Source organism: Actinomadura geliboluensis, from assembly GCF_043197915.1.
In the GTDB taxonomy this organism is placed as follows: Bacteria; Actinomycetota; Actinomycetes; order Streptosporangiales; family Streptosporangiaceae; genus Spirillospora; species Spirillospora geliboluensis.
On sequence record NZ_JBICUA010000004.1, the window covers coordinates 561,645 to 582,272 of the forward strand.

Genomic DNA, 20,628 nt, shown 5'->3' on the forward strand with positions numbered 1-20,628 from the left:
GAGCGTGCCGGTCGCCTTCGTCTGGACGGCCCCGCTCTGCCGCTGCCCGGCGGTGCCCCGGCCACGACCGGCCCCGCTACCGGAGGTGCCGCTGCCGGAGGTACCGCTGCCGGAGGTGCCGGTCTGCGCGCCGGGTGCGCCGATCCGCAGCTTCGGCCCGAAGCCGCACGGCAGCTCCAGCGGGTAGGAGCGCACGTCAGGGAACGGCTTCACGCCGGGGATCTTCAGCTCGGCGAGCTGGATCGGCTGGGGGCGGCCGTCCCGGAAGAAGGTGATCTTCAGCCGGTCGGTGGCCATCGGCGCGAACGACAGCCTGCCCGCGGCGTCCGACAGGCCCTCGCGGGACTGGCCGTTCGCGCCCTCGACCCGCAGCCGGACCGGCCCCGCCGCGCCGGGCGGGCGGATGACCGTCACCGTGGACACCCGCTTGCGGCCCTTCCACCGGACGCTGTAGACGGGCTGGTCGTCGCTCTCGCCCGCGATCCAGGACGTCGCCGGGTCGCCGTCGAAGCCGGACCGGGCCTGGTCGGCGGGGTGGCGGGACAGCGTGGAGGTCGCGGCGACGGACGGCTGCCCGTGCACGGTCGTGTACCGGTCGATGAGACGCTGGTCGGTGAGGACCGCCGTGCCCGTGACGGGCGCCCTGCCCGCCACCGCCGAGGTGAACGTCCGGTCGAAGCCGTCGCCCTCCTCGTCGCCCGAGCCGAGGAACGGCGCGCACACCCAGCGGGCACTGCCCTTCATGCACTCGCTCGTCGCGCCCGGCGCGCGGCTCATCACGTAGGTGGCCGGGCCGTCGACCCCGGCGGGCGCGGGCAGCGTGTAGGTGCGGGTCGGGGTCACGCCGCCGATCGCCACCTCCGACACCGCCGCGCGCGCGAACGCGGGGACTGCCGGCTTCGAGGCGAGGGCGGTGATCCGCAGCCGCAGCCAGCGGGTCGGCCCCGCCGGCACGCGGAGCGCCTGCGGGCCGGTGCTCTGCCGGACGGCCTGCTCCACCATGCCGTGCTCGGTCTCGACGGCGACGCGCGAGACCGGCGGCCCGAGCGCGGTGTCCTGCAGGAACGCGGCGGTCATGTTCCGCACGTCGCGGGCCCGGTCGAAGTCGGCGCGGAGCCACTGCCCGACCGGCCCGTCGTAGCCGGCGGTCTCCCACGCGGAGAGCGGGTTGCCGTCGAAGGCGGCGTACGGGACCGCCTCGGGCTTGCGGGCCTGCGGGATCGCGTCGTCGCCGCCCGCCGAGGTGGACGCCGTGATGTCGCGGACCCCGCCGCCGTAGGTGACATGGGTGGCGTACCGCGCCCAGCCCTTGTCGAGGACGTCGGCGGCGTCGCGCCGGTGCGCGGCGGACATCGTCGGGGACGTCTGGTGCAGTTCGCCGAAGTTGCGGCGGATCAGCCGGGGCGAGTCGGTCACGACCGGGGTGCCGCCCAGGTCGGCGGCGTCGTCGTCCAGCAGGACGGGCGCGTCCGGGAGGGCCTTGTCGTCGGCCATGGCGAGCAGCGACTCGGGCCCGCCGTAGACGCGGACGGGGTCGGCCGCGTCGGTCAGGCCCGCGACGTCGGCGGCGCCCTCGACCTCGTAGACCTCCAGCGGCGGGTACCGCTGGTCGACGGCCGACACCGCGTCGTCGTTGCCGCCGCCGACGGCGGCGCCGAACGCGGCGACCCTGCGCAGGCCGGGCGAGTCGTCCAGCGCCTGGTGGAGGCGGGCGGGCCAGGCGCCGCGCAGCGCCTCCCGCCGCAGGTCATTGCGGACCAGGACGTACCGGACGCCCATCCGGCCGAGGAAGTCGCTCAGCCCCGGCGAGCCCTGCCCGGAGCGGACCTGCTGGTCGATGGCGTCCAGCGCCCGCGTGTAGCCCGGCGACCCGGCCGGGACGAGCTGGCGGACGCCCCACCGCGCCGTCAGCAGCGGCTGGACGATGTCGTCCATCGGGCGGCCCCACAGGTACTCGCCGAACGGCGCGCCGGGCACCGCGAGCACGCCCTGCTGCCCGGCCCGCGCGTTGATCCAGGACGCCGCGTCCCGCCAGTACTTCGGGACGTCCTTGAACTCGCCGGGGCCGGACAGGCCGTGCGAGACGGCGGTGAGGCCGATGCCGCCGAGCGCGACGGCGGCGGCGACCGGCAGGCTGAGCAGCGACCGCGCGGCCGGGCCGAACGCGGGGCCGGACCCGCCGCTCAGGCTGCGCAGGCCGTCCGGCTGCCGCACGGCGCGGGCGTTGCGGGCGTCCCGGGCGTTTCGGGCGTGCCGGCCGGCGGCGGTGAGCAGGTGGGCGAGGCCGAGCGCGAGCGGCAGCCGGACGACCGCGTCGAACTTGTGCAGGTTGCGCATCGGCGCGAGCGGGCCGTCCAGCAGGTCGCGGAGCTGCGCCGCGAACGGGCCCGGGATGTCGCTGAGGTGGCCGAGGGACACGATTGCCACCCCGGCCAGCAGCGTGACCAGCAGGAACGTCCGCTCGGGGAGGAGCCGGGCGAGCAGCCCGGCGAGCCCGAGCGCGGCGACGACTCCCGTGCAGATGATCGGGACGGGGCTGAGCGAGAGGCCGTGCCCGACCGGCCACCAGACCTGCCCGTCCACGATCAGGTAGTTGACCCAGCGCTCGGCGCCGCGCAGCACGTTGACGAGGCCGGTCGGGCCGGTCGTCGTCGCCGCCTTCTCGGTGTAGGTCAGCCAGGAGAACCCGTACGTGCCGGTGAGCAGCAGCGGGACCAGCCACCACGCGGTCGCGGCGGCGGTGGCCGCCGACCACCAGGCGAGCGTCCGGACGCGGAACGACCCGCGCGGCCGCGTCAGGATGTAGAGGAACGGGACGAGGAGCACGGCGACGGTGGCGGTCGCGTTGATGCCGCCGCAGCAGGCGATCGCGAGCCCGGACCGGGCCGCGGCCTTCAGCCGCCCGGTCTCCCCGGACGCGGCGGCCGCCAGCGGCAGGACGATCCACGGCAGCATCGCGACCGGCAGGTACTCCGAGGAGATCTGGCCGAGCGTGGCCAGCCCGTTCGGGGCGAGCGCGTACGCCATCGCGGCGAACAGCCGGGTGCCCTGGCCGTCGCCGTCCGGCCCGGACCCGCCGATGCCGAGCCGCCCGGCCAGCCGCCACATGCCGACGAAGGCCAGGCACATCAGCAGGGACAGCCAGAACCGCTGGGTGATCCAGGCGGGCATCCCGATCACGTCGCCGAGCGCGAAGAACGGGCCCATCGGGAACAGGTAGCCGACGGCCTGGTTCTGCAGCTGGCCGAACTGCTCCGGGTCCCACAGGTGGACGGCGCGGCCGAGGAACCCGAGCGGGTTCACCGCCATGTCGATCTTGGTGTCGGCGAGGATGGCCCCGGGCCGGGTGGCGAACGCGAGCGCGGTCAGCGCCAGGCAGCACGCGAGTACGCGCAGCCGCTCCCGCAGCCGCGCGGCGGCGTCCGGGCCGGACGGCCCGCCCGCCCCGCCGGGGCCGGGCCCGCGGGACGCGCCGGCGCGGGGCGGATTCGCCTCTCCCACGGCCATGCTCGCCCTCTGCCTCTCTTCTGCCTGTCCTCCGGGAGTCGCCCCGGGTGCCCGGTTCTCCCGGGATGTCAGCCTGAGTGTCCGCCACGGTACCGGCGGCCGCCCGCCCGCCGGGCGGGGGCGCCGTCGCGCACGGCGGCGGTCACGAGGTCGCGCATCCGGCCGGCGGTGCGCGCCCAGTCGAACTCTGCCGCACGCCTCTGACATTCCGTGGCCGTCCGCTCGCGGAGCGTGGGATCGGCCAGCTCCTTGAGGGCGCGCTCGACGACTCCGGCCAGGTCGTCGCCCTCCCGGACGAGCCATCCGGTGGTCCCGTCGCGGACGGCGTCGCGGAGCCCGTCCACGTCGAAGGCGACGGTCGGGACGCCGAGCGCCGCGGCCTCGATCACGCTGAGGCCCCACCCTTCGCCCTGGGACGTGCTGAGGTGCAGGTCGGCGCGGGCGACCAGGGCCGCCTTGACGTTCTCGGGGACGTAGCCGTGCGCGATGACGACGCCGTCCAGGCCGCGCGCGCGGATGTCAGCTCTCAGTGCGGGCGCTTCAGGGCCGTCCCCCACGATGTGCAGCTTGAGCCCAGGGTGGCTCCCGGTGAGGCTCTGCGCGAGGTCCAGCAGGAGGTTGAGGCGCTTGTGCGGGACGAGGCGCGTCACGCACACCAACTCCGGGTCGCCTCGGGCCTCGGCCACATCACCATCGGGCTCGGCGACAGACGACCCGTTGTGGACGACGTGAGCGGGCCCCGTCCAGCCCAGCCGTTCCCTGACGGCGCGCAGCGTGGACGGCGAGACGACCACGAACGCATGCCGCCGATACGTCCAGCGGCTCACCGGCCCCTCCAGCACTTGCCCGAGACAGGCGAGCCATCCGGGGAAGTACAGGCCGAACTGAGCGTCGTGCACATGGTGGACGACGCAGAACACCGGCACACGGCGGGGCAACACCCACGGTGTGAAGAACGGGATGCCGTTCTGGCAGTCGACGACCGCGTCGAATCGGCGTCGGTGCAGCAGCATCCAGAGCAGGACGAGCGGGTACACGGTGAAGCGTCCGCCCAAGCGGACGAACTCCACGCCCTCGACCCGTCCCCCGCGCCGCTGGCCGGGCGCCTTGCACGTCACATAGTGGACACGGGCGCCTTCACCGGCGAACCTGCGCGCCAGCTCCCAGGCGTACCGTTCGGCACCGCCCGCGGCGGGGTGCCAGGGATCCCGCCAGTTGACGACCGCCAGCCGCAGATCCGTACTCATCCCGACTTTGCGCTCGGCGCGGGCGCCTGCTCGGGGATGGCGATGGTCCCCGGGCGCGGCTCCGGGAGCTTCGGCTCGGCGAGGATCGTCCGGACCGGCACCACCGGAATGATCGGCGTCGCGGGTACGCCGGGCATGCGGAAACCGGCGCGCGCGCGGATGAGCGTCAGGTCCACCATGCATTGGAACGAGTGGCGCCATACAGAGAAGGTGGAGCCGGGACGGTCACGCCAGACGACCGGGATGGCCGTGACGGACGCCCCTCGCCGGACGCAGTGGGCCAGCAGTTCAACGTCGAACGAGAACCCGGTGGTGCGCAGCTGCTTCGCCGCCGTCCGGCCGAGCGGCCCGTCGAAGAACTTGAACCCGCACTGGGTGTCCTGGATGCCGCCCACCAGATCGCGGACGATCCGGTTGAACGTGATGGCGCCGAGCCGCCTGACCGGCAGCGCGTAGCCTTGGACGACCGACCGACCGTGGCGCCTTGACCCGACCACGACCGGGCGGCCCTCGCGCAGCAGGACGATGGCTTCGTCCAGCGCGGCGAGGTCTGTTGCCATATCGGCGTCCATGAACCCCACGTACGGGGCCCGCGTCTCCAGCAGCCCGGCCCGGACCGCCGCACCCTTGCCCCGGACGTCGCACCGCACCAGGCGCACCGGCACCGGGCCCTCGAAGGACCGGACGATCCCGGCCGTGCCGTCGGTGCTGGCGTTGTCGACGACGATGACCTCCGCCCGCAGCGGGAGGTCGGCGAGCTTGTCGCACAGCAGCGCCAGCCCCGCCGGAAGCCGGTCGGCCTCGTTGTAGGCGGGAACGACGATCTCCAGGAGGGCGGGGCCGTCACGCCAGGTCCCCATCAGGGCCTACAGGTCACCGGGAGCCGTAGTTGTACAGCGGCTCGATGACCGGGTCCTTCTGAGAGGCGTTCACGAGCTGGACCGTGCTGAACGACACTCCGGCGGCCAGCAGTACGCCGACCAGCGCGGCGATGGCGATGCGCATCAGGGGGTCCTTCGTCGGTGATGGGGGCTGCGGGGCTTGATACTGCCGAGTAATGGAAAGCTCAGAGTAGTACCTGGGGCCAGGAATGACCAGAAAACGACCAGACTGACAATGCCCCAGGCGGCGGCCACCGGCGGCACCGGCACCGCCGTCCCACCTCCGCCCGCGGCACCGTCGATCCGGTAAACGGCCAGGTCAGCGCCGCGCAGCACCTCGACGGCAGCGCCGGACGGCCGGACGGAGCCGATCTCCGCGTCGACCACGACGTACCGTACGCCCATGTCACGGAGCGTGTCGGCCGGCGGCGACCCGGTCTTCGCGACCGGCGCGAGCCGCACCGCCCTCGGATCCTCCTGCGGGACGGTCGTGCCGCCCACGGTGACGGCGTCGTCCACGATGACGCGTCGGTGCAGGTAGCGGGGCAGTGGGTCGAGCACGCGACGCCCGTGGTTCCAGGGGTAGCTCCGGTACGACGCCCACGGCAGCACCAGCACGTCGCCCTGCGCTGGGTCGCTGTCGATGATGTGCCGCGCGCGCGCCCAGTCGTCCGGGTAGTGGACGGCTCGCAGGTCGCCCGCCGCGCCCCACGCCAGCGTCGGCAGCAGGATCACCGGCACGGCCATCGCCGCGGCGGCCACTCCCGGCCACTTCGCCTCGGCCGCCTTGTCGGCGGCCGCACCGAGCCCGACCGCCACCACGACGGCGAGCGGCGCCGCGTACTGCTGCCCGTCCCGCAGGACGGCGAACCCCGGCCACAGGCCGATGAGCCCTTCGAGGACGGGGGCGGCGACCGCGCCCAGCGCCGCGATCGCGAACCCGGCCGCCGCCGCGACCGCCGCTCCCCGCCACCACGCCGCCTCTCTCCCCCACGCGGCATACGCGGCGAGCGCGCCGACGACCACGACCAGCCAGAGCGCCGCCGTCACTGGCGCGCCGTAGCCGCTCGGCACCGTCTCGCCGTTCCACACACCGCCGAGCAGGAGCAGGCTTCCGAGCGTCCCGAAAGGCGTGTCCGCCCTGGCCGCGAACAGGTCGACGGCTGCACCGTCTCCCGGTAGGCCCGCCGGCCTCAGCAGCCCTGGGACCAGCCACGGCAGGCTCAGCACCGCCGCCGACGCGATGACCCTGAGGCCAGCGCGCGCGGGGCCGCGACCACTCACCACAACAACCGCCAGTGCGGTGATAGCGGTGACGGTCAGTGCGGCGAACCCGCCGATGGCGGCGGGCAGCATCGTCCGGACCAGGCGGCGCGTACCACCCCGCTCGTCCGTGCGGACGGCGGCCCCCACCACCCACGGCAGCGCCGCGTAGCCGAGCAGCAGCGCCCACTGACCGAGCAGCAGCCGCTCGGCGACGAACGGGTTCCACGCGTAGCAGACCCCTGCGGCGAGCCGGGGCAGCAGACTGCGGGACGGCACCAGCGACGCCGCCGACGTGCACGCCATGACGAAGACCGCCAGCAGGACGAGCTTCTGCACGACGTCCGCCGGGATGACCGTGGCGAGTGCGGTGATGAAGGCGTCGCTCGGGACGTGCCGGGGCACGATCCCCGTCAGCCCGAACGTCAGGTGCGTGAACGCGGGATCGGGCACGAACACCATGTCGTACGACAGCACGAACCCGGGCGCGAGCCCCGGCCCCAGTGCCGCAAGCCCGAGCCCCAGCCCGGTCAGTGCGGCCACCAGATGCCGCGTCCGTGCCTTCAAGATGTCCTTGTCTTCAGGGCGTCCGTTCTCCCATGTGGGCCTGGACGCTACCTCACCGGCTCGGGGTCCCGGGGCAGGCCGAGGATGCGCTCGCCGATCACGTTGAGGTTGACCTCGGTCGTGCCGCCGCCGATCGTCATCGCGCGGGACGCGAGCAGGTAACGGGTCCAGCGCGCGCGCAGATCGTCCTTCCAGCCGCCGGTGAGCGCGCCCTCCTCGCCGAGGAGAGTGAAGCCGAACTCGGTGACCTGCTGGCCGTGCTCCATCGCCACCAGTTTCCGGACGTTCGCCGTCGCGCCCGGGTCCGTGCCCGAAAGCTGCTTCAGCGTGGCGCGGAGGCCGAGCAGGTTGAACGAGTGCTCGTCGCACGCGAGCCGCCCGAGGCCGTCGCGGACGACCCGGTCCTCGTCCAGGCCGAGCCCGGCGGTGAGGTCGAGCAGCTTCGGCAGGTCGCCGCCGAGCTGGAAGCTGCTGGTGAGGCCGACGCGCTCGTTCGCGAGGGTGGTGCGGGCGACGCGCCAGCCGGCGTTGACCGGGCCGACGACGAGGTCGTCGGGGACGAACACGCCGTCCAGGAACACCTCGTTGAACACGGCGTCGCCGGTGCACTCGCGCAGCGGCCGGATCTCGATGCCGGGCGACTTCATGTCGACCAGGAAGTAGGTGATGCCGTCGTGCTTGGGCCGGTCGGGATCGGTCCGGGCGATGCAGATGCCCCACTGCGCGTCGCGGGCGAGGGACGTCCAGATCTTCTGGCCGGTGATCGTCCAGCCGCCCTCGGCGCGCTCGGCGCGGGTGCGCAGCCCGGCGAGGTCGGAGCCCGCGCCCGGCTCGGAGAACAGCTGGCACCAGATGATCTCGCCGCGCAGGGTCGGCGGCAGGAACCGCTCCCGCTGCTCCGGCGTCCCGTACTGGACCAGCGACGGGACGACCCACGCCGCGATCATCAGCGGCACCGGGCGCACCTTCGCCGCCTTCAGCTCCTGCTGGATGACGATCTGCTCCAGCGGCCCGGCGCCGCGCCCCCACGGCTCCGGCAGGTGCGGCGTCACCCAGCCGCCCGCCGCCATCGCCGCCCGCTGTTCGAGCGGCTCCATCGCGGCCAGTTCGGCGACGCAGGCGCGGATCTCCTCGCGGACCGGTTCGGCGTCCTCGTCCAGCTCGATGCTCATCGGCCGCCGGACGCCCCGCACCGCCAGCGCGGCGACATCGGCGCGGTGCGCACTGGCCCGCCCCAGCAGCGCGCGGAGCGTCAGGGCCCGCCGGTAGACGAGGTGGGCGTCGTGCTCGTAGGTGTAGCCGATCCCACCATGGATCTGGATGTTGCCTTCGGCGCAGGTGACGGCGGCGTCCGCCGCCAGCACCGCGGCGACTCCGACCGCATACGCACGCTGTTCTTCGGGCTCGCTCAGCGCGCGCGCCGCGTCCCACACGGCGGCCCTTGCGCGCTCCACCGCGATGAGCATCCGGGCGCACAGGTGCTTGACGCCCTGGAACTGCCCGATCGGACGGCCGAACTGCTCGCGGAGCTTGGCGTAAGCGACGGCGTCGTCCAATGCGCGCCCTGCGACACCACATGCCTCCGCCCCCAGCAGGACGGTGGCGAGGGCCTGTGCGTCAACCCCGTCCAGGAAGGCGTCGACGGTCACGCCGTCGACGGTGACCGATCCCACAGGACGCGTGATGTCGAGCGACTCCAGCGCCCCTACGGTGACGTCCTCCTTGCCCAGGACGACCCAGCGGTCACCGGCCGGAAGCACGAACAGGTCGGCCAGCGGAGCGCCCAGCACGGGCTGCACTGTGCCGGAGACGGTCGAACCGTCCACGTCCAGGCTGCCGGACAGCGCCACGGCCGCCGTCCGGGAGCCGTCCGCCAGACCGGACACATCGGCGCCGGCCACGTGCAGGATCGCCGATGCCAGCACGGTCGGCGTGTACGGGCCCGGCGCCAGCACCCGGCCCAGCTCCTCCAGCGCGACGGCCTGCTCCAGGATGCCGAAGCCCTGCCCGCCGACCGCCTCCGGAAGGTGCAGGCCGGGGAGCCCCTGGGCGGCGAGCGCCGGCCAGAACCCGGCGTCGGCCTCCCGCGCCGCCGCCGGGGCGATGCTCCGCTCCGCGAACCCGCGCACCGACGCCGCCAGCGCCTCGTGCTCCTCGGTCAACCCGATCGCCATGGCCACACCCCTTCTCGGAACGTGGCCACAGCCTATTAGAACGCCATTCGGGTTGTCAGCGGCGAACCGTCCGTCAGCGCGCGAGCTTCAGGTGGGTGAGGAACGCGTTCAGGTCCGGCCACTTCTTCTTGTGGGTGTTCGGCAGCGAGGCGAACACCACCGCCGGGGACTCCCGGCCGGTGTCGATCACCGCGGTCGCGACGACCTCGCCGGTCGCCTTCACCCCGTCCCGCTGGTAGGTGAGGTAGGAGGCGATCAGCCAGCCCTTGTGCCCGCCCACCGTCAGCTCCTGCGACGCCAGCGGCGCCGTCTTGTGCGGGAACGCGTAGTACTGCGCCTCATGCCCCTGCGCGACCAGGGCCGCGACGTTCTTCACGCTCTCCGGGCCCTGGTAGGCGGTCAGCAGGCTCGGGGTCAGCGTGCCGGTGAGCAGCTGCCCGTACCAGAGCTGCTGGGCGCGCCGCTCCGTCACCATGATCTGCTGCCCGGACCATCCCGGCGTGCCCAGCTTGTTCTTCTTCGTGGGCACCTGCCAGGGGGCGGCGAAGCGCGGGTACGACAGCCCCGAATGGGTGTCGTTCACCCGTCCGAGCATCCGGGTCGCGCGGCCCTTGAACGTGACGAGCGGCTTGTCCGGCGGGAGCTCCACCTGCGTCCCCTGGGACTGCTCCGCCGCGGCCCGCTGGTCGACGTTGCCGGCCGGGGCGTCGGAGTCGTCGCCGCTCTTCACGAAGTACACGGCGCCGGCCGCGATGAGCGCGACCACCAGCAGCCCGACCCCGCCGAACAGCACCAGCCGGGACCGGCCGCCGCCGTCCAGGGGGTCCCGGTCGTCGCGGGACGGCTTCGGGGAGCCCCCGAGCTTGGCGTCGGCCGACTCCTCGTCGGCCATCCAGTCCGGCATCTGCCAGTTGCCGCTGCTCGGCTTGCCCGGCTTGGCGGGCTGGCCGCTCCCCGTGGGGACGGCCGGAACGTAGTTGGAGGGGCCCGAGTCGGAGTCGCCCGCCCCCTCGTCGAAGAGCGACCCCTCCCACTGGGGCGCGTCCTCCGCGGCCGGGCCCGCGGCGGGCTCCGCGGGCTCCGCCACCGGCGCGACCTTGACGTCGTCGGCGTCGCGGTCGGCGGACTCCTTCGCCGGAGCCTCCCCGGCCGCCGGGGTCTCCTCCACCCGGCCCCACACGTCGTGCGACGCCGCGGCCTCGCCGAAGCCGGCGGGACCGGCGGGCGCGAACTCCTCGGGCTCGGGGAGGGCCGTTCGCGAACCGGCCGCCTCCTCGGCGCCCGTACCCTGCGGGAATCCGTCCCGCGGCTCGTTCTCGCTCATGTCGGTCCAGCGCACACCGCGCTCCCCCTGATCGGACATGCGGCACACGTTACGCGAAGATCAGCAGCCGGATTCCGGGCGCCCATCACGCTCCGGACACATCTTCCCATCGGCTCAGTGATGCTCCGCCATGCCCGCGTCACCCGGCGTGACCAATGGGTCATCTGCTAGCCGCTCACGGGCCATCAGCGTGGCCCCGGCCACCGCGCCCGGCATCGCGAGCACCGCGCCGAGCGGGATGAGGAACACCACAAAAGTCGCCGCGCCGAACCCGACCACGAGCGGCCGGTCGGCCCGCATCCGGACGAACCGCTCCTTGCGCAGGATCCCGCGCCGCTCCAGCGCCACTGACGTCAGCTCCCCGGCGAGGAAGTACCCGGACACCAGCGCCGCGACCACCGGCACGACGGTCTGCCCCACCACCGGCAGGAACCCGCACGCGAAGAACACGACCGCGAACGCCAGCGCGATCGCCCCGATGATCAGCGTGTCCTTGACCGCCCGTCCGATCTGGGTGAGCAGCGGGACGTCCGGCTCCGGCGGCGCGCCGCCCTGCGACTCCTCCACCCGGACCGCGATGGCCTCGTAGAAGGGGTCGCCGACCAGCAGCGTCACCGCGGTGAACGTGATCATCGCCAGGAACAGCGCGGCGCCGTAGATCGCGACGCCCGCGATGATCCGGGCGGACGTGCGGGCGGCGTCCGCCCAGCCGTCGGCGAACCCCGTCACCCAGCCGGCCAGGTCGTCGATCTTGATCGCGAGGAAGACCAGCGCGGCCATGTAGGCGGCCAGCACGATGAGCGCCGGGATCAGCCCGAACAGCCACTGCGCCGGGTGCCGGGCGGTCCAGCCGAGGCCGCGCAGCAGGTAGCCGGCGCCGCCGAACAGATCCTTGATCGCGGACGGCTTCGCCGGGGGCGGCATCGGCACGGGCGGAGGAGAGTGCGGTTGGCTCACGCACCCAGACCCTATAGGGACGGCAACCCCACAAGCCGGGCCGAACAGTCCCATACCGCCCGCTGCAGCTCCCGGTCCTTCAGCGCCCCCACCGTCGGCAGCAGCCCGGCGCCGGGCGTCGAACTGTGGAAACCGCCGCTGCGCGCCGCGAACTCCTCGTCCAGCGCGACCTTCAGCGCCATCCGCGCCCCCTGGGCGGGCGTCCGCATGAACGGGGTCCGCGACAGCAGCGCCCCTGCCCGGCCGGTCCCGGGCACCTCCCGGAGCAGGCCGGTCGCCACGACACCCGGGCACACCGCGTTCACGGCGACCCCGCTGCCCTCCATCCGCCGCGCCAGCTCCTGCGCGAACAGGATGTTCAGCAGCTTCGACCGCCCGTACACCCGCACCGACCCCGCCGGCCCGTACGATCCCGGCTCCGCCAGCCGCTCCACCTCGAACCGGTCGGCCTGCCGGTGCGCCTCCGACGCCACGACCACCACGCGCGACGGCGCGCCCTTCTCCAGCAGCCCCAGCAGCCGGTTCGTCAGCAGGAACGGCCCCAGATGGTTCGTCGCGATCATGCGGTCGTACCCGTCCGCGCTGACCTTGGCCCGCAGCAGGTGGACGCCGGCGTTGTCGACCAGCACGTCCAGCCGGTCGAACCGCTCCTCCAGCGACGCCGCGACCCGCTCCACGTCCATCCGCACCGACAGATCCCCGAGGAAGGTCTCGACCCGCGCGCCGGGGACGTCCCGCACCAGCTCGTCCACCGTCGCCGCGGCCCGCAGCTCGTTCCGGCAGACGATCCCGACCAGGAACCCCGCCCGCGCCAGCCCCCGCGCGATCTCCTTCCCGATCCCCGACGTCCCGCCGGTCACCACCGCGATCTTCCCCATGCCCCCACCGAACCACCCCCGCCCGGCGTCCGGCAAGGGACCTCCGGCCCTACCCGCCCCCCAGCACCCGCCGCCGGACCGACACCCAGAGCACCAGCAGCAGGCGCTTCCACTCGGGCATCAGCAACGCCATCAAGACGTCCTCCCGGATGCCCCGGCGGCTGCGGCGCACCCCGGCCCAGGCGCGGGCGAGGTCCACCATCAGCATCCGGTGCGCCGGGTCGCCGACGGCGACGGACGTGAACAGGGCGACGATGCGCGGCCGCAGGTCCGGCCGCGCCTCCGCCGTGTCGAGCCAGAGCTCGATCGCCGGGAGGACGCCGTCCAGCCCCGCCGCCGCCCCCGTCTCCATGGCCAGCAGCAACCACCACGGGGACGCGCACGCGGCGGGCTCGACCGCGCCGGGCCCGGTCAGGACGACCGCGGCGCCGTCCGCGCCGCGCTCGCCCGCCAGCCTCAGGAACAGCGCCGCGCCGAACCACGGGAGCCGCCCTCCGGCCCCGGACAGGTCGGCTCCGGAGTCCGCCCAGACCAGTGCCCTGCGGAGCACCTCGGCCCGGTGGACGGCCGCCAGCCGCAGCGCCGCCGCCAGCGCCACGGTGCGGACGCCCTCGCCGCACACCGCCAGCCGCCCGATGGCGTCCAGGACGGCACCGGCCCTGACCGGGTCGACGCCGTCCGGCATGGCGAGCAGGATCCGCAGCGCCACGCCCGCGAGGCGGGCGGCGTCCCGCTCCGAGCCGAACCCGGCCGCGGCGCCGCACCACGCCAGTGCCGCCTCGGCGACCTCGTCGCCGTGGGCGGTCGCCAGGCCGATGGCCGCGTCCACGACCTCGTCGCGGACCTGGGCGTCACCGAACGTCGCGAGGTGCTTGAGCCGCGTCAGCGCGATCGACGGATACGTCCCGCCGAGCACCTGGCAGACCCGGACGATCGTCAGCTTCAGCGTCTGCGGCGTCCCCCGCTCCTTGGACCACTCGTAGAGGACCCTGCGCACCCGCCCGCCGACGACCGGGTGCAGGCAGGTCTCGACCAGCGCCAGGTAGGCGAGGTCCGGCTGCCCGCGCCGGGCCCAGTCGTACGCCGTCTGCCGGATCCAGCCGGGCATGCCGTTGTCCGCGGCCAGGTGGGCGAAGACGGTGGCGACCTTGCGCTGGAGCGGTTCGTCCAGGCCCACGGCGTCGTCGGTCGGCAGCTCCGACAGCCACGCCAGCAGGTCGGTCCGCACCAGCGGGTAGTCGCGGCAGGCGTGCCGCAGCACCGAGGACGCGTAGCCGTGCCGGCGGAAGAGGATCCGGTCGTCCTCGCGGTCCGCGCCGAGCAGGTCGCTGAGCGCGGCGGACGGGCACCAGGCCAGCCCGCCGCCCTCCACGTTGATGCGCAGATGCCGGGCCAGCGACAGCGCGGCCCCGTACACGCCCGACTCGCTCGCCGGCGCGATCGCGGCGGCGGCGATCAGCAGCGTCCTGTCCCGCAGGCCCGGGTAGTCGGCGAACCAGCCGCGCAGCTGCTCCTCCCACCCGCGGTAGGCGCGCTCGGCCTCGGCGGCGTCGCCGGTCTCCCGGACGAGGTCGGCGAGCCGCCGGCCGTCGGCGGGCGAGCCGCCCTTCAGCAGCTCGGCGGCGCGCTCCCAGTGGGGCCACTGCGTGCCGCCGAGGCGGCACACGTCGAGCCGGCGCCGGTAGACGGCGTCGGCCGGCGACGGCTCCACCGGCACCGGCGCGAGGAACTCGAACCGGCGCAGCTCCGCCGCGGTCCCCAGCACGAGGACGATCCCCCGGGACCTGCCGAGGACCACCTCCATCCGGGACCGGAGGCGCGACGCGTCGTCCTCGTCGGCCGCGCGCACCAGGTACGCGCAGTCCGCGCTCCAGTTCTCCTCCGCGTCGTCCTCCGCCGACGAGAACGGGCGGATCGGCAGGTCGGGACGGATCTCCCGCGCCGCCGCGACCGCCGTGGTCGTGATCCCGGCGCCCGCGTCCCCGGCGAGCGCGACCACGCGGTCGCGGCGCAGGGCGTCCACGATCAGGTCGTGGTTCCCGGCGCGCACGTAGCCCGCGACGCGCTCGGCGATCTCGCTCTCCGACAGGCCCATCGGGGAGCGCCCGCGCCCGGCGTGGAAGTGCATGACGAGGTCGCGGGAGACCGTGTTCCCGAACGCGTTCTGCGTCTCGTCCCCGCTGATCGTGACGTCCTCGACCGTCGTCATGACCGCTCCTGCCGGAAGTCGCCGCCGACCGTGTTCCCGAACGCGTTCTGGGAGTCGTCCCCGCTGATCGTGATGCCGCTGATCGACGTCCCGGACGCCGGTGGCGGCGGGGCAGGGTCGGCCGGCTTCTCGCCGCCGTCCGGCCGCCCCCTCCCGGACGGCACCGGCACGTACAGGTAGGCGGGCTTTGCGTACTGCTTGACCTTCGCCTCCACCTCGGTGACCTGGCTCGCGCGAAGAGCGGTGCGCCCGCCTTCGACGTAAGAGGTGAACAGTTCCCGCGAGAACGCGAAGGCCGCGAAGGTGACCTCCGGGTCGCTGTGGTCGAGGGCGTCGCGCAGCGGCCGGCTGTCGAGCAGCCGGCACGCGTCGATGACGGCGGTGGAGATCGCGGGGGCGGCGGCGCGCTCGTCGTCCACGAGGCCCACGTGCAGCGCGGCCCGCAGCCGCAGCCGCAGCCCGCGCGCCCGCAGCCCCGGCGCGCTCGCGGCCAGCTCGTCCTGGAGGAGGCGCGCGAACGGGGCGACGAGCGCGGGCACCGCCTCCTGCGGCAGGACGGCGAGGATCCCGTCCCCGGTGCTCTCGACGAAGCGGGCCTTCTGCCAGGTCTCCCCCAGCCCGCTCGCCTCGAAGGCGGCGGTCAGGGCCCGCCGGATCTCCAAGTGGACGTCCGGCAGCTCGGCGTCGCGGTGGGCGCTGAACTTCTCGGCGTCCACGACCAGGACAGCGCGGAACTCCTCCATGCGGCCTCCCAGATGGGTGCGGATGGCCACAACACTGCCGACGTCCCGCCGAACGCTCTGTCAGATATCAGACAGAGTCCCGGCCTGATGCGGCCAGGGCGCGCAGCCCGCGGCGATCGGTGATGACGGTGCGGCCCCGCTCGGTCGACACGACGCCCAGCTCCCGCAGCCGTGCCAGCTCGGCGGCGACGACACCCCGGGACAGGCCGACCGCCTGCCCGATCTCCTGCTGGCCGAGCCCGACCTCGCCGCCGGTCACGGCGAGGCGCAGCAGGGCACGGACGACGCGGGGCCCCGCCGGCAGCGCCGCCGTCTCCGCGCGCCACTCCTCCCCCTCGCGCAGCCGCCGCATCGCATGGCGCAGCAGGTCCGCCTCCGCACCGGCGGCGCTCACCAGCGCGCGGAAGCGGTCGGCCGGGAGGGCGCGGGTGACGCACGCGTCCATCGCGACGACGGTGGCCGAGCGGTCGTCGCCGCCCAGGACGGCGATCTCCCCGAGCAGCTCGCCCGGCCCGCGCACGGCGAGCAGCAGGATCTCCCCGTCCGGGAGGGCGAGCAGCGCCTTGATCCTGCCCTCCAGCAGAAGGAGCACGTGGGACGGCGGATCGCCCTGCCGCAGCAGGACGTCGCCCGCGCGGAACCGCCGCTCCGCGCCCGCCGCGACGAGCGACTCCCACGTGCGGGTCGAGAGGCCGGCGGGAATCATGCGTCCATCATGCCTGGCACGGGATTAGAACGGGTTCTAGTATCTGGGCATGAGGTTCACCTACGCCGAGGCCATGACCGACCCCTCGTACTACGTGCCGTTGGCCAGGGCCGCGGAGGCGGCCGGGTACACGAGCATGTCGGTCGCCGACTCGCTCGTCTACCCGAAGGAGTCCGACTCGACCTACCCCTACACCGCGGACGGCAACAGGGAGTTCCTGGAGGACAAGCCCTTCATCGAGACGTTCACGCTCATCGCGGCGCTCGGGGCGGTGACCAGCACGCTGCGGTTCACGCCGTTCGTGCTCAAGCTGCCGATCCGGCCGCCGGTGCTGGTGGCGAAGCAGGCCATGTCGATCGCGGCGCTGACCGGCGGGCGGCTCGGGCTGGGCGTCGGGCTGAGCCCCTGGCCCGAGGACTTCCAGGTGATGGGCGTGCCGTGGGAGCGGCGGGGCAAGCGGATGGACGAGGCCATCGACATCCTGCGCGGCCTCAGCACCGGCGAGTACTTCGAGTTCCACGGCGAGCACTACGACGTCCCGGCGATCAAGATGGCGCCCGCGCAGCCGTACCCGATCCTCGTCGGCGGGCACAGCGAGCCGGCGCTGCGGCGGGCGGTCGTGCGCGGCGACGGCTGGATGCACGCCGGCGGCGACGACCTGGACGCGCTGCTGGGCAGGCTGCGGAGCATCCGGGAGCAGGAGGGCAAGGCCGGCGAGCCCTTCGAGGTGCACGTGATCTCCATGGACGCCTACACGCCCGACGGCGTGAAGCGGCTGGAGGACAAGGGCGTCACCGATGTGATCGTCGGCTTCCGGATGCCCTACGCCAAGGGCCCCGACACCCAGCCGCTGGCCGACAAGATCGAGGCCCTGGAGCGGTTCGCCGAGGGCGTGATCGCCAAGGTCCAATAAAACGAGAACACGTTACAATTCGGCCATGGACGCGATCACCTGGAACGCCCCCGAGGCCGACCATCCGGCGCGCCGCGCCGCCCGGGCCTCGATGGCCGCGGTCGTCGAGGGCCGCAAGGACGACTGGCTGGGCCTCTTCACCGAGGACGCCCTCATCGAAGACCCCGTCGGACCGTCCTTCCTGGACCCGACCGGCGACGGCCACCGAGGCCCGGACGGCATCACGGCCTTCTGGGACGACTTCGTGTCGACGATCGCCGGGTTCCGGTTCACCGTCGCCGACTCCTTCGCCAACGGCCCCTGCTGCGCCAACGTCGCCACGATCACCACCACGACCCCCGACGGCTCCACCATGACGATCGACTGCGTCCTGATCTACACCGTGGACGACGAGGGCCGGATCACCTCGCTGCGCGCCCACTGGGAACCGGACCGCGCGATGGCCACCCTCACCAAGGGCTGATTCAGCCCGGCCAGGCGTCGTCGGCGGGCGGCAGCAGGGACTGGGCGATCGTCCGCTCCAGGCGCCGCACCGCCATCGACTCGCCGACGAACCCCTGGATCGCCTGAAGGAGTTGCTGCAGCCCGCCCGAGTAGTCCAGGCACGTCTGCACGATGGCGAACAGGTCGGCGCGCGCCTCCGCCGACCTCGGCACCGCCCCGGCGATCTCCAGCGACAGCGCCGCGACCACCTGGTCCCGGCCGCGCTCAGCGCGCAGCCGGGGGATCTCCAGGAGGCCGTCCACGACGCGGAACAGCGCGGGCAGCGGCACCTCGGCCGGGCCCGGCGGCATCTCGAACCCGATCCGCGGCTCGGGCACCGCGGGCGCCCCCCCGGCGGGACGGACGGGCCTGCCGCCCGGCACCCTCACCCACGCCTCGTCGGACGTCTCCTTCACCCGCACCTCGACCGGGTAGTAGTCGCCCGGATCGACCAGGCCCCGCCCGTGGCGCACCACGTCGTCGTACACCCGCCGCGAGACGATCAGCGCGATCCCCGTCTCGGCCGCGGCCACCGCCTCCTTCAGCGGCGCCGCGTCCAGCAGCCGGAACGCGTGCGTCAGCGCCGTGCTGACGATCCCGCGCCCGTCCGACTCGGCCTCCCCCACGTTGACCGCCACCCGCAACCGCATCAGCGCCGCCTCGCTCGCCGCCGCGTTGTGGTGCCGCACCTCCGCCCGCAGCCGGTCGACCACCGCCGTCAGCAGCAACTCCGTCCGGACATGCGCCGGCAGGACGACCATCACCCCGTCCCCGCGGTCCTCGTGGTAGCAGTCGTCGAGCCGCAGCCCGGCACCCGCCAGGCTCCGGTCGAGCCCCTCGTACATCGCCTTCCGCACCCGCACCCGCACCGGATCGGCACGGGACGCGGCGCTGAACCCGGCGATGTCGCAGAGGAAGAACGAGCACATCCCCCCGGGCCGCCACTCCTTGGGCGCCGGGCGCAGGGTCTCCGTCACGGGCACCTCACACCGGTGGTCGCTGCCGATCCCACTGTGCAACCCTCGACCGACTCCGGCAAGCGGAGTGTGTCAACGGACACATTCAGCCCCGCCGTCCCAGGAAGTGCCGCATATCCGGCGCATGCGGTGATGGACGGGAGAACAAGCGCCGCCGGAACACGTTTCGGCGAAGCGTTCCGGTCCGCACCTCCGAAGAACCGTCGGCCGACCGGACGGCGCAAAGAAATCCACGGCGCGTCTTCTTCGAGATTCGCGCGCGGGACGCCGCCGGGTCCATATGATCGTCGCGTCGCGGCTAGTCTGGTGCTCCTGAGCCCACAGAGGGAGCGCGACGCATTTCCGATTCGCGGGACAAGCGGGAAAAGAAGGGGAGACGGCCGTGCGGGTCACTCATGGCAGGGCATCAGAGTCCGGCGGCCTCACGGGCTCCTTCTGGACGCCTCCCACTCGCCGCGAACTCGACGCCTCGACGGCGTCCGAGGGAACGGTCCTGAACTCCGCGCTGCGGCGCGCCCAGGACGAGTCGCGCGACCCGCGCCGTGTCTGGGCGGGTTTCGACAACCGCGTCTGATGCCCGCGGCCGGAACCGGCGAATGGCCGTTTCACGGCCTCGACATTCCCGCGCTCGCGGCCGGCGGATGGCGGCCCGTGCCGTTCTCCGAGTTCGTTCTCAAGATCCACGGCCGCTGCAATCTGGCCTGCGATTACTGCTACGTCTACGAGAGCGCCGACCAATCTTGGCGGGACCGCCCCGCGGCGATGCCGGCCGAAGTGCTCGACGCCGCGGCGGCGCGAGTGGCCGAGCACGTCCGAGCCCACGCACTGCCCGGGGTGGCGATCGTCCTGCACGGTGGCGAGCCGCTGCTGGCGGGGCGGGCGGCCGTCGCGGCGGCGGTGGCGCGGTTCCGCACGGCCCTGCCGTCGTCCTGCGACGTCGAGGTGAGCATCCAGACGAACGGGGTGCTGCTCACCGACGCGATGCTGGCGATGCTCGACGAGCACGACGTGGGCGTATCGGTCAGCCTCGACGGTGACCGCGAGGGCCACGACCGGCACCGGCTCCGCGCCAACGGCCGCGGGAGCCACGCCGAGGTGATGCGCGGGCTGAACCGGCTCGCGGGCGCGCACCGGCGGCTCTACCGGGGGCTCCTCTGCACGGTCGACCTCGACAACGATCCGATACGGACGTACGAGGCCCTCCTTGAGACGGGTCCGCCGCGCATCGACTTCCTGCTCCCCCACGGGACGTGGGCCGCCCCGCCGCCCCGCCGCCCCGTCGACGGCGGCGGCACCCCCTACGCCGACTGGCTCATCGCGGTGTTCGACCGCTGGTACGGCGCGCCGCGCAAGGAGACCGGCGTCCGGCTGTTCGAAGAGATCATGAACGTGCTGCTCGGCGGGCAGAGCCGGAGCGAGAACGTCGGGCTGTCCCCGGTCGCCATGCTCGTCGTCGACACCGACGGCACGCTCCAGCAGGTCGACTCGCTGAAGACGTCCTACGCGGGCGCGCCCGAGACGGGCCTCACCGTCTTCGACCACCCCCTCGACGACGCGCTGTGGCATCCCGGCGTGGTCGCCCGGCAGATCGGCCGCGCGGCCCTGCCCGGCACCTGCGCGGGATGCGCGGTCCGCGACGTCTGCGGCGGCGGCGCCTACGCGCACCGCTACCGGGAGGGCCGCGGCTACCTCAACCCCTCCGTGTACTGCCCCGACCTGCTGAAACTGATCGGCCACATCGGGCGGACCGTCCAGCGCGACCTCGCCCTCGCGGGCAGCCGCTGACAACCGCCCCGGCC

General features: G+C 73.8%; 16 protein-coding genes and 1 pseudogene. 4 read left to right on the forward strand and 13 right to left on the reverse strand.

The window, feature by feature from the left end; genetic code table 11:
* Positions 1-279: 279 nt before the first annotated feature.
* The 12 genes and pseudogenes from ACGFI1_RS16985 to ACGFI1_RS17040 all read right to left on the reverse strand — a co-directional run.
* Positions 280-3,507 (reverse strand): annotated as a pseudogene (locus ACGFI1_RS16985) (alpha-(1->3)-arabinofuranosyltransferase domain-containing protein); the annotation flags it as partial.
* 68 nt (positions 3,508-3,575) lie between these two features.
* Positions 3,576-4,754 (reverse strand): glycosyltransferase family 4 protein, encoded by a 1,179-nt coding sequence (locus ACGFI1_RS16990; protein ID WP_392786148.1) that lies wholly within the window; start codon positions 4,752-4,754, stop codon positions 3,576-3,578.
* Complete coding sequence (locus tag ACGFI1_RS16995) at positions 4,751-5,614, reverse strand: glycosyltransferase (protein WP_392732374.1); 864 nt, start codon at positions 5,612-5,614, stop codon at positions 4,751-4,753. The genes ACGFI1_RS16990 and ACGFI1_RS16995 overlap by 4 nt, the downstream gene beginning before the upstream one ends.
* Before the next feature lie 13 nt (positions 5,615-5,627).
* A complete protein-coding gene (locus ACGFI1_RS17000; RefSeq protein WP_274704639.1) occupies positions 5,628-5,759 on the reverse strand; it encodes a hypothetical protein in 132 nt (43 codons plus the stop codon).
* Complete coding sequence (locus ACGFI1_RS17005; protein WP_392786149.1) at positions 5,759-7,465, reverse strand: hypothetical protein; 1,707 nt, start codon at positions 7,463-7,465, stop codon at positions 5,759-5,761. The genes ACGFI1_RS17000 and ACGFI1_RS17005 overlap by 1 nt, the downstream gene beginning before the upstream one ends.
* A 47-nt stretch (positions 7,466-7,512) precedes the next feature.
* Positions 7,513-9,639, reverse strand: coding sequence for an acyl-CoA dehydrogenase (locus ACGFI1_RS17010; protein WP_392786151.1), 2,127 nt, complete (start codon positions 9,637-9,639; stop codon positions 7,513-7,515).
* 73 nt (positions 9,640-9,712) lie between these two features.
* Complete coding sequence (locus ACGFI1_RS17015; RefSeq protein ID WP_392786153.1) at positions 9,713-11,002, reverse strand: hypothetical protein; 1,290 nt, start codon at positions 11,000-11,002, stop codon at positions 9,713-9,715.
* A gap of 75 nt (positions 11,003-11,077) precedes the next feature.
* On the reverse strand, positions 11,078-11,920 hold the full coding sequence (locus ACGFI1_RS17020) for an EI24 domain-containing protein (RefSeq protein WP_392786155.1): 843 nt from the start codon (positions 11,918-11,920) through the stop codon (positions 11,078-11,080).
* A gap of 11 nt (positions 11,921-11,931) precedes the next feature.
* The gene (locus ACGFI1_RS17025) at positions 11,932-12,798 is read right to left on the reverse strand and encodes an SDR family NAD(P)-dependent oxidoreductase (RefSeq protein WP_386873743.1); all 867 of its coding nucleotides are present in this window, start codon (positions 12,796-12,798) and stop codon (positions 11,932-11,934) included.
* A 49-nt stretch (positions 12,799-12,847) separates the two neighbouring features.
* Positions 12,848-15,007, reverse strand: coding sequence for a hypothetical protein (locus tag ACGFI1_RS17030; RefSeq protein ID WP_392786157.1), 2,160 nt, complete (start codon positions 15,005-15,007; stop codon positions 12,848-12,850).
* The gene (locus tag ACGFI1_RS17035) at positions 15,004-15,750 is read right to left on the reverse strand and encodes a hypothetical protein (protein ID WP_392786159.1); all 747 of its coding nucleotides are present in this window, start codon (positions 15,748-15,750) and stop codon (positions 15,004-15,006) included. Before ACGFI1_RS17035 ends, ACGFI1_RS17030 begins: the two co-directional genes overlap by 4 nt.
* 67 nt (positions 15,751-15,817) lie before the next feature.
* Entirely contained in the window at positions 15,818-16,456 is a 639-nt protein-coding gene (locus tag ACGFI1_RS17040) for a Crp/Fnr family transcriptional regulator (RefSeq protein WP_386873740.1), read from the reverse strand.
* A 49-nt stretch (positions 16,457-16,505) separates the two neighbouring features.
* On the opposite strand from ACGFI1_RS17040, the gene ACGFI1_RS17045 reads away from it, so the two are divergent.
* Both ACGFI1_RS17045 and ACGFI1_RS17050 read left to right on the forward strand, forming a co-directional pair.
* Positions 16,506-17,369, forward strand: a complete 864-nt coding sequence (locus ACGFI1_RS17045) for a TIGR03619 family F420-dependent LLM class oxidoreductase (protein WP_392786161.1) — start codon at positions 16,506-16,508, stop codon at positions 17,367-17,369.
* Between the two features lie 25 nt (positions 17,370-17,394).
* Positions 17,395-17,832, forward strand: a complete 438-nt coding sequence (locus tag ACGFI1_RS17050; protein ID WP_392786163.1) for a nuclear transport factor 2 family protein — start codon at positions 17,395-17,397, stop codon at positions 17,830-17,832.
* 1 nt (position 17,833) lies between these two features.
* Here the strand turns inward: ACGFI1_RS17050 and ACGFI1_RS17055 are convergent, their stop codons facing one another.
* The gene (locus tag ACGFI1_RS17055; protein ID WP_392786165.1) at positions 17,834-18,829 is read right to left on the reverse strand and encodes an effector-associated domain 2-containing protein; all 996 of its coding nucleotides are present in this window, start codon (positions 18,827-18,829) and stop codon (positions 17,834-17,836) included.
* 382 nt (positions 18,830-19,211) lie between these two features.
* Between ACGFI1_RS17055 and ACGFI1_RS17060 the strand changes: the two genes are divergently transcribed.
* Positions 19,212-19,403 (forward strand): hypothetical protein, encoded by a 192-nt coding sequence (locus ACGFI1_RS17060; protein WP_392786167.1) that lies wholly within the window; start codon positions 19,212-19,214, stop codon positions 19,401-19,403.
* Positions 19,403-20,614 (forward strand): FxsB family cyclophane-forming radical SAM/SPASM peptide maturase, encoded by a 1,212-nt coding sequence (locus tag ACGFI1_RS17065; protein ID WP_392786169.1) that lies wholly within the window; start codon positions 19,403-19,405, stop codon positions 20,612-20,614. Before ACGFI1_RS17060 ends, ACGFI1_RS17065 begins: the two co-directional genes overlap by 1 nt.
* Positions 20,615-20,628: the final 14 nt, after the last annotated feature.

What these genes read in the sequence shown, in the direction of transcription:
- ACGFI1_RS17040 (WP_386873740.1), bottom strand. Translation starts at nt 16,456, where the DNA reads ATGATTCCCGCCGGCCTCTCGACCCGCACGTGGGAGTCGCTCGTCGCG.
- ACGFI1_RS17010 (WP_392786151.1), bottom strand. Translation starts at nt 9,639, where the DNA reads ATGGCGATCGGGTTGACCGAGGAGCACGAGGCGCTGGCGGCGTCGGTG.
- ACGFI1_RS17025 (WP_386873743.1), bottom strand. Translation starts at nt 12,798, where the DNA reads ATGGGGAAGATCGCGGTGGTGACCGGCGGGACGTCGGGGATCGGGAAG.
- ACGFI1_RS17000 (WP_274704639.1), bottom strand. Translation starts at nt 5,759, where the DNA reads ATGCGCATCGCCATCGCCGCGCTGGTCGGCGTACTGCTGGCCGCCGGA.
- ACGFI1_RS17050 (WP_392786163.1), top strand. Translation starts at nt 17,395, where the DNA reads ATGGACGCGATCACCTGGAACGCCCCCGAGGCCGACCATCCGGCGCGC.
- ACGFI1_RS16995 (WP_392732374.1), bottom strand. Translation starts at nt 5,614, where the DNA reads ATGGGGACCTGGCGTGACGGCCCCGCCCTCCTGGAGATCGTCGTTCCC.
- ACGFI1_RS17030 (WP_392786157.1), bottom strand. Translation starts at nt 15,007, where the DNA reads ATGACGACGGTCGAGGACGTCACGATCAGCGGGGACGAGACGCAGAAC.
- ACGFI1_RS17035 (WP_392786159.1), bottom strand. Translation starts at nt 15,750, where the DNA reads ATGGAGGAGTTCCGCGCTGTCCTGGTCGTGGACGCCGAGAAGTTCAGC.
- ACGFI1_RS16990 (WP_392786148.1), bottom strand. Translation starts at nt 4,754, where the DNA reads ATGAGTACGGATCTGCGGCTGGCGGTCGTCAACTGGCGGGATCCCTGG.
- ACGFI1_RS17065 (WP_392786169.1), top strand. Translation starts at nt 19,403, where the DNA reads ATGCCCGCGGCCGGAACCGGCGAATGGCCGTTTCACGGCCTCGACATT.
- ACGFI1_RS17015 (WP_392786153.1), bottom strand. Translation starts at nt 11,002, where the DNA reads ATGTCCGATCAGGGGGAGCGCGGTGTGCGCTGGACCGACATGAGCGAG.
- ACGFI1_RS17045 (WP_392786161.1), top strand. Translation starts at nt 16,506, where the DNA reads ATGAGGTTCACCTACGCCGAGGCCATGACCGACCCCTCGTACTACGTG.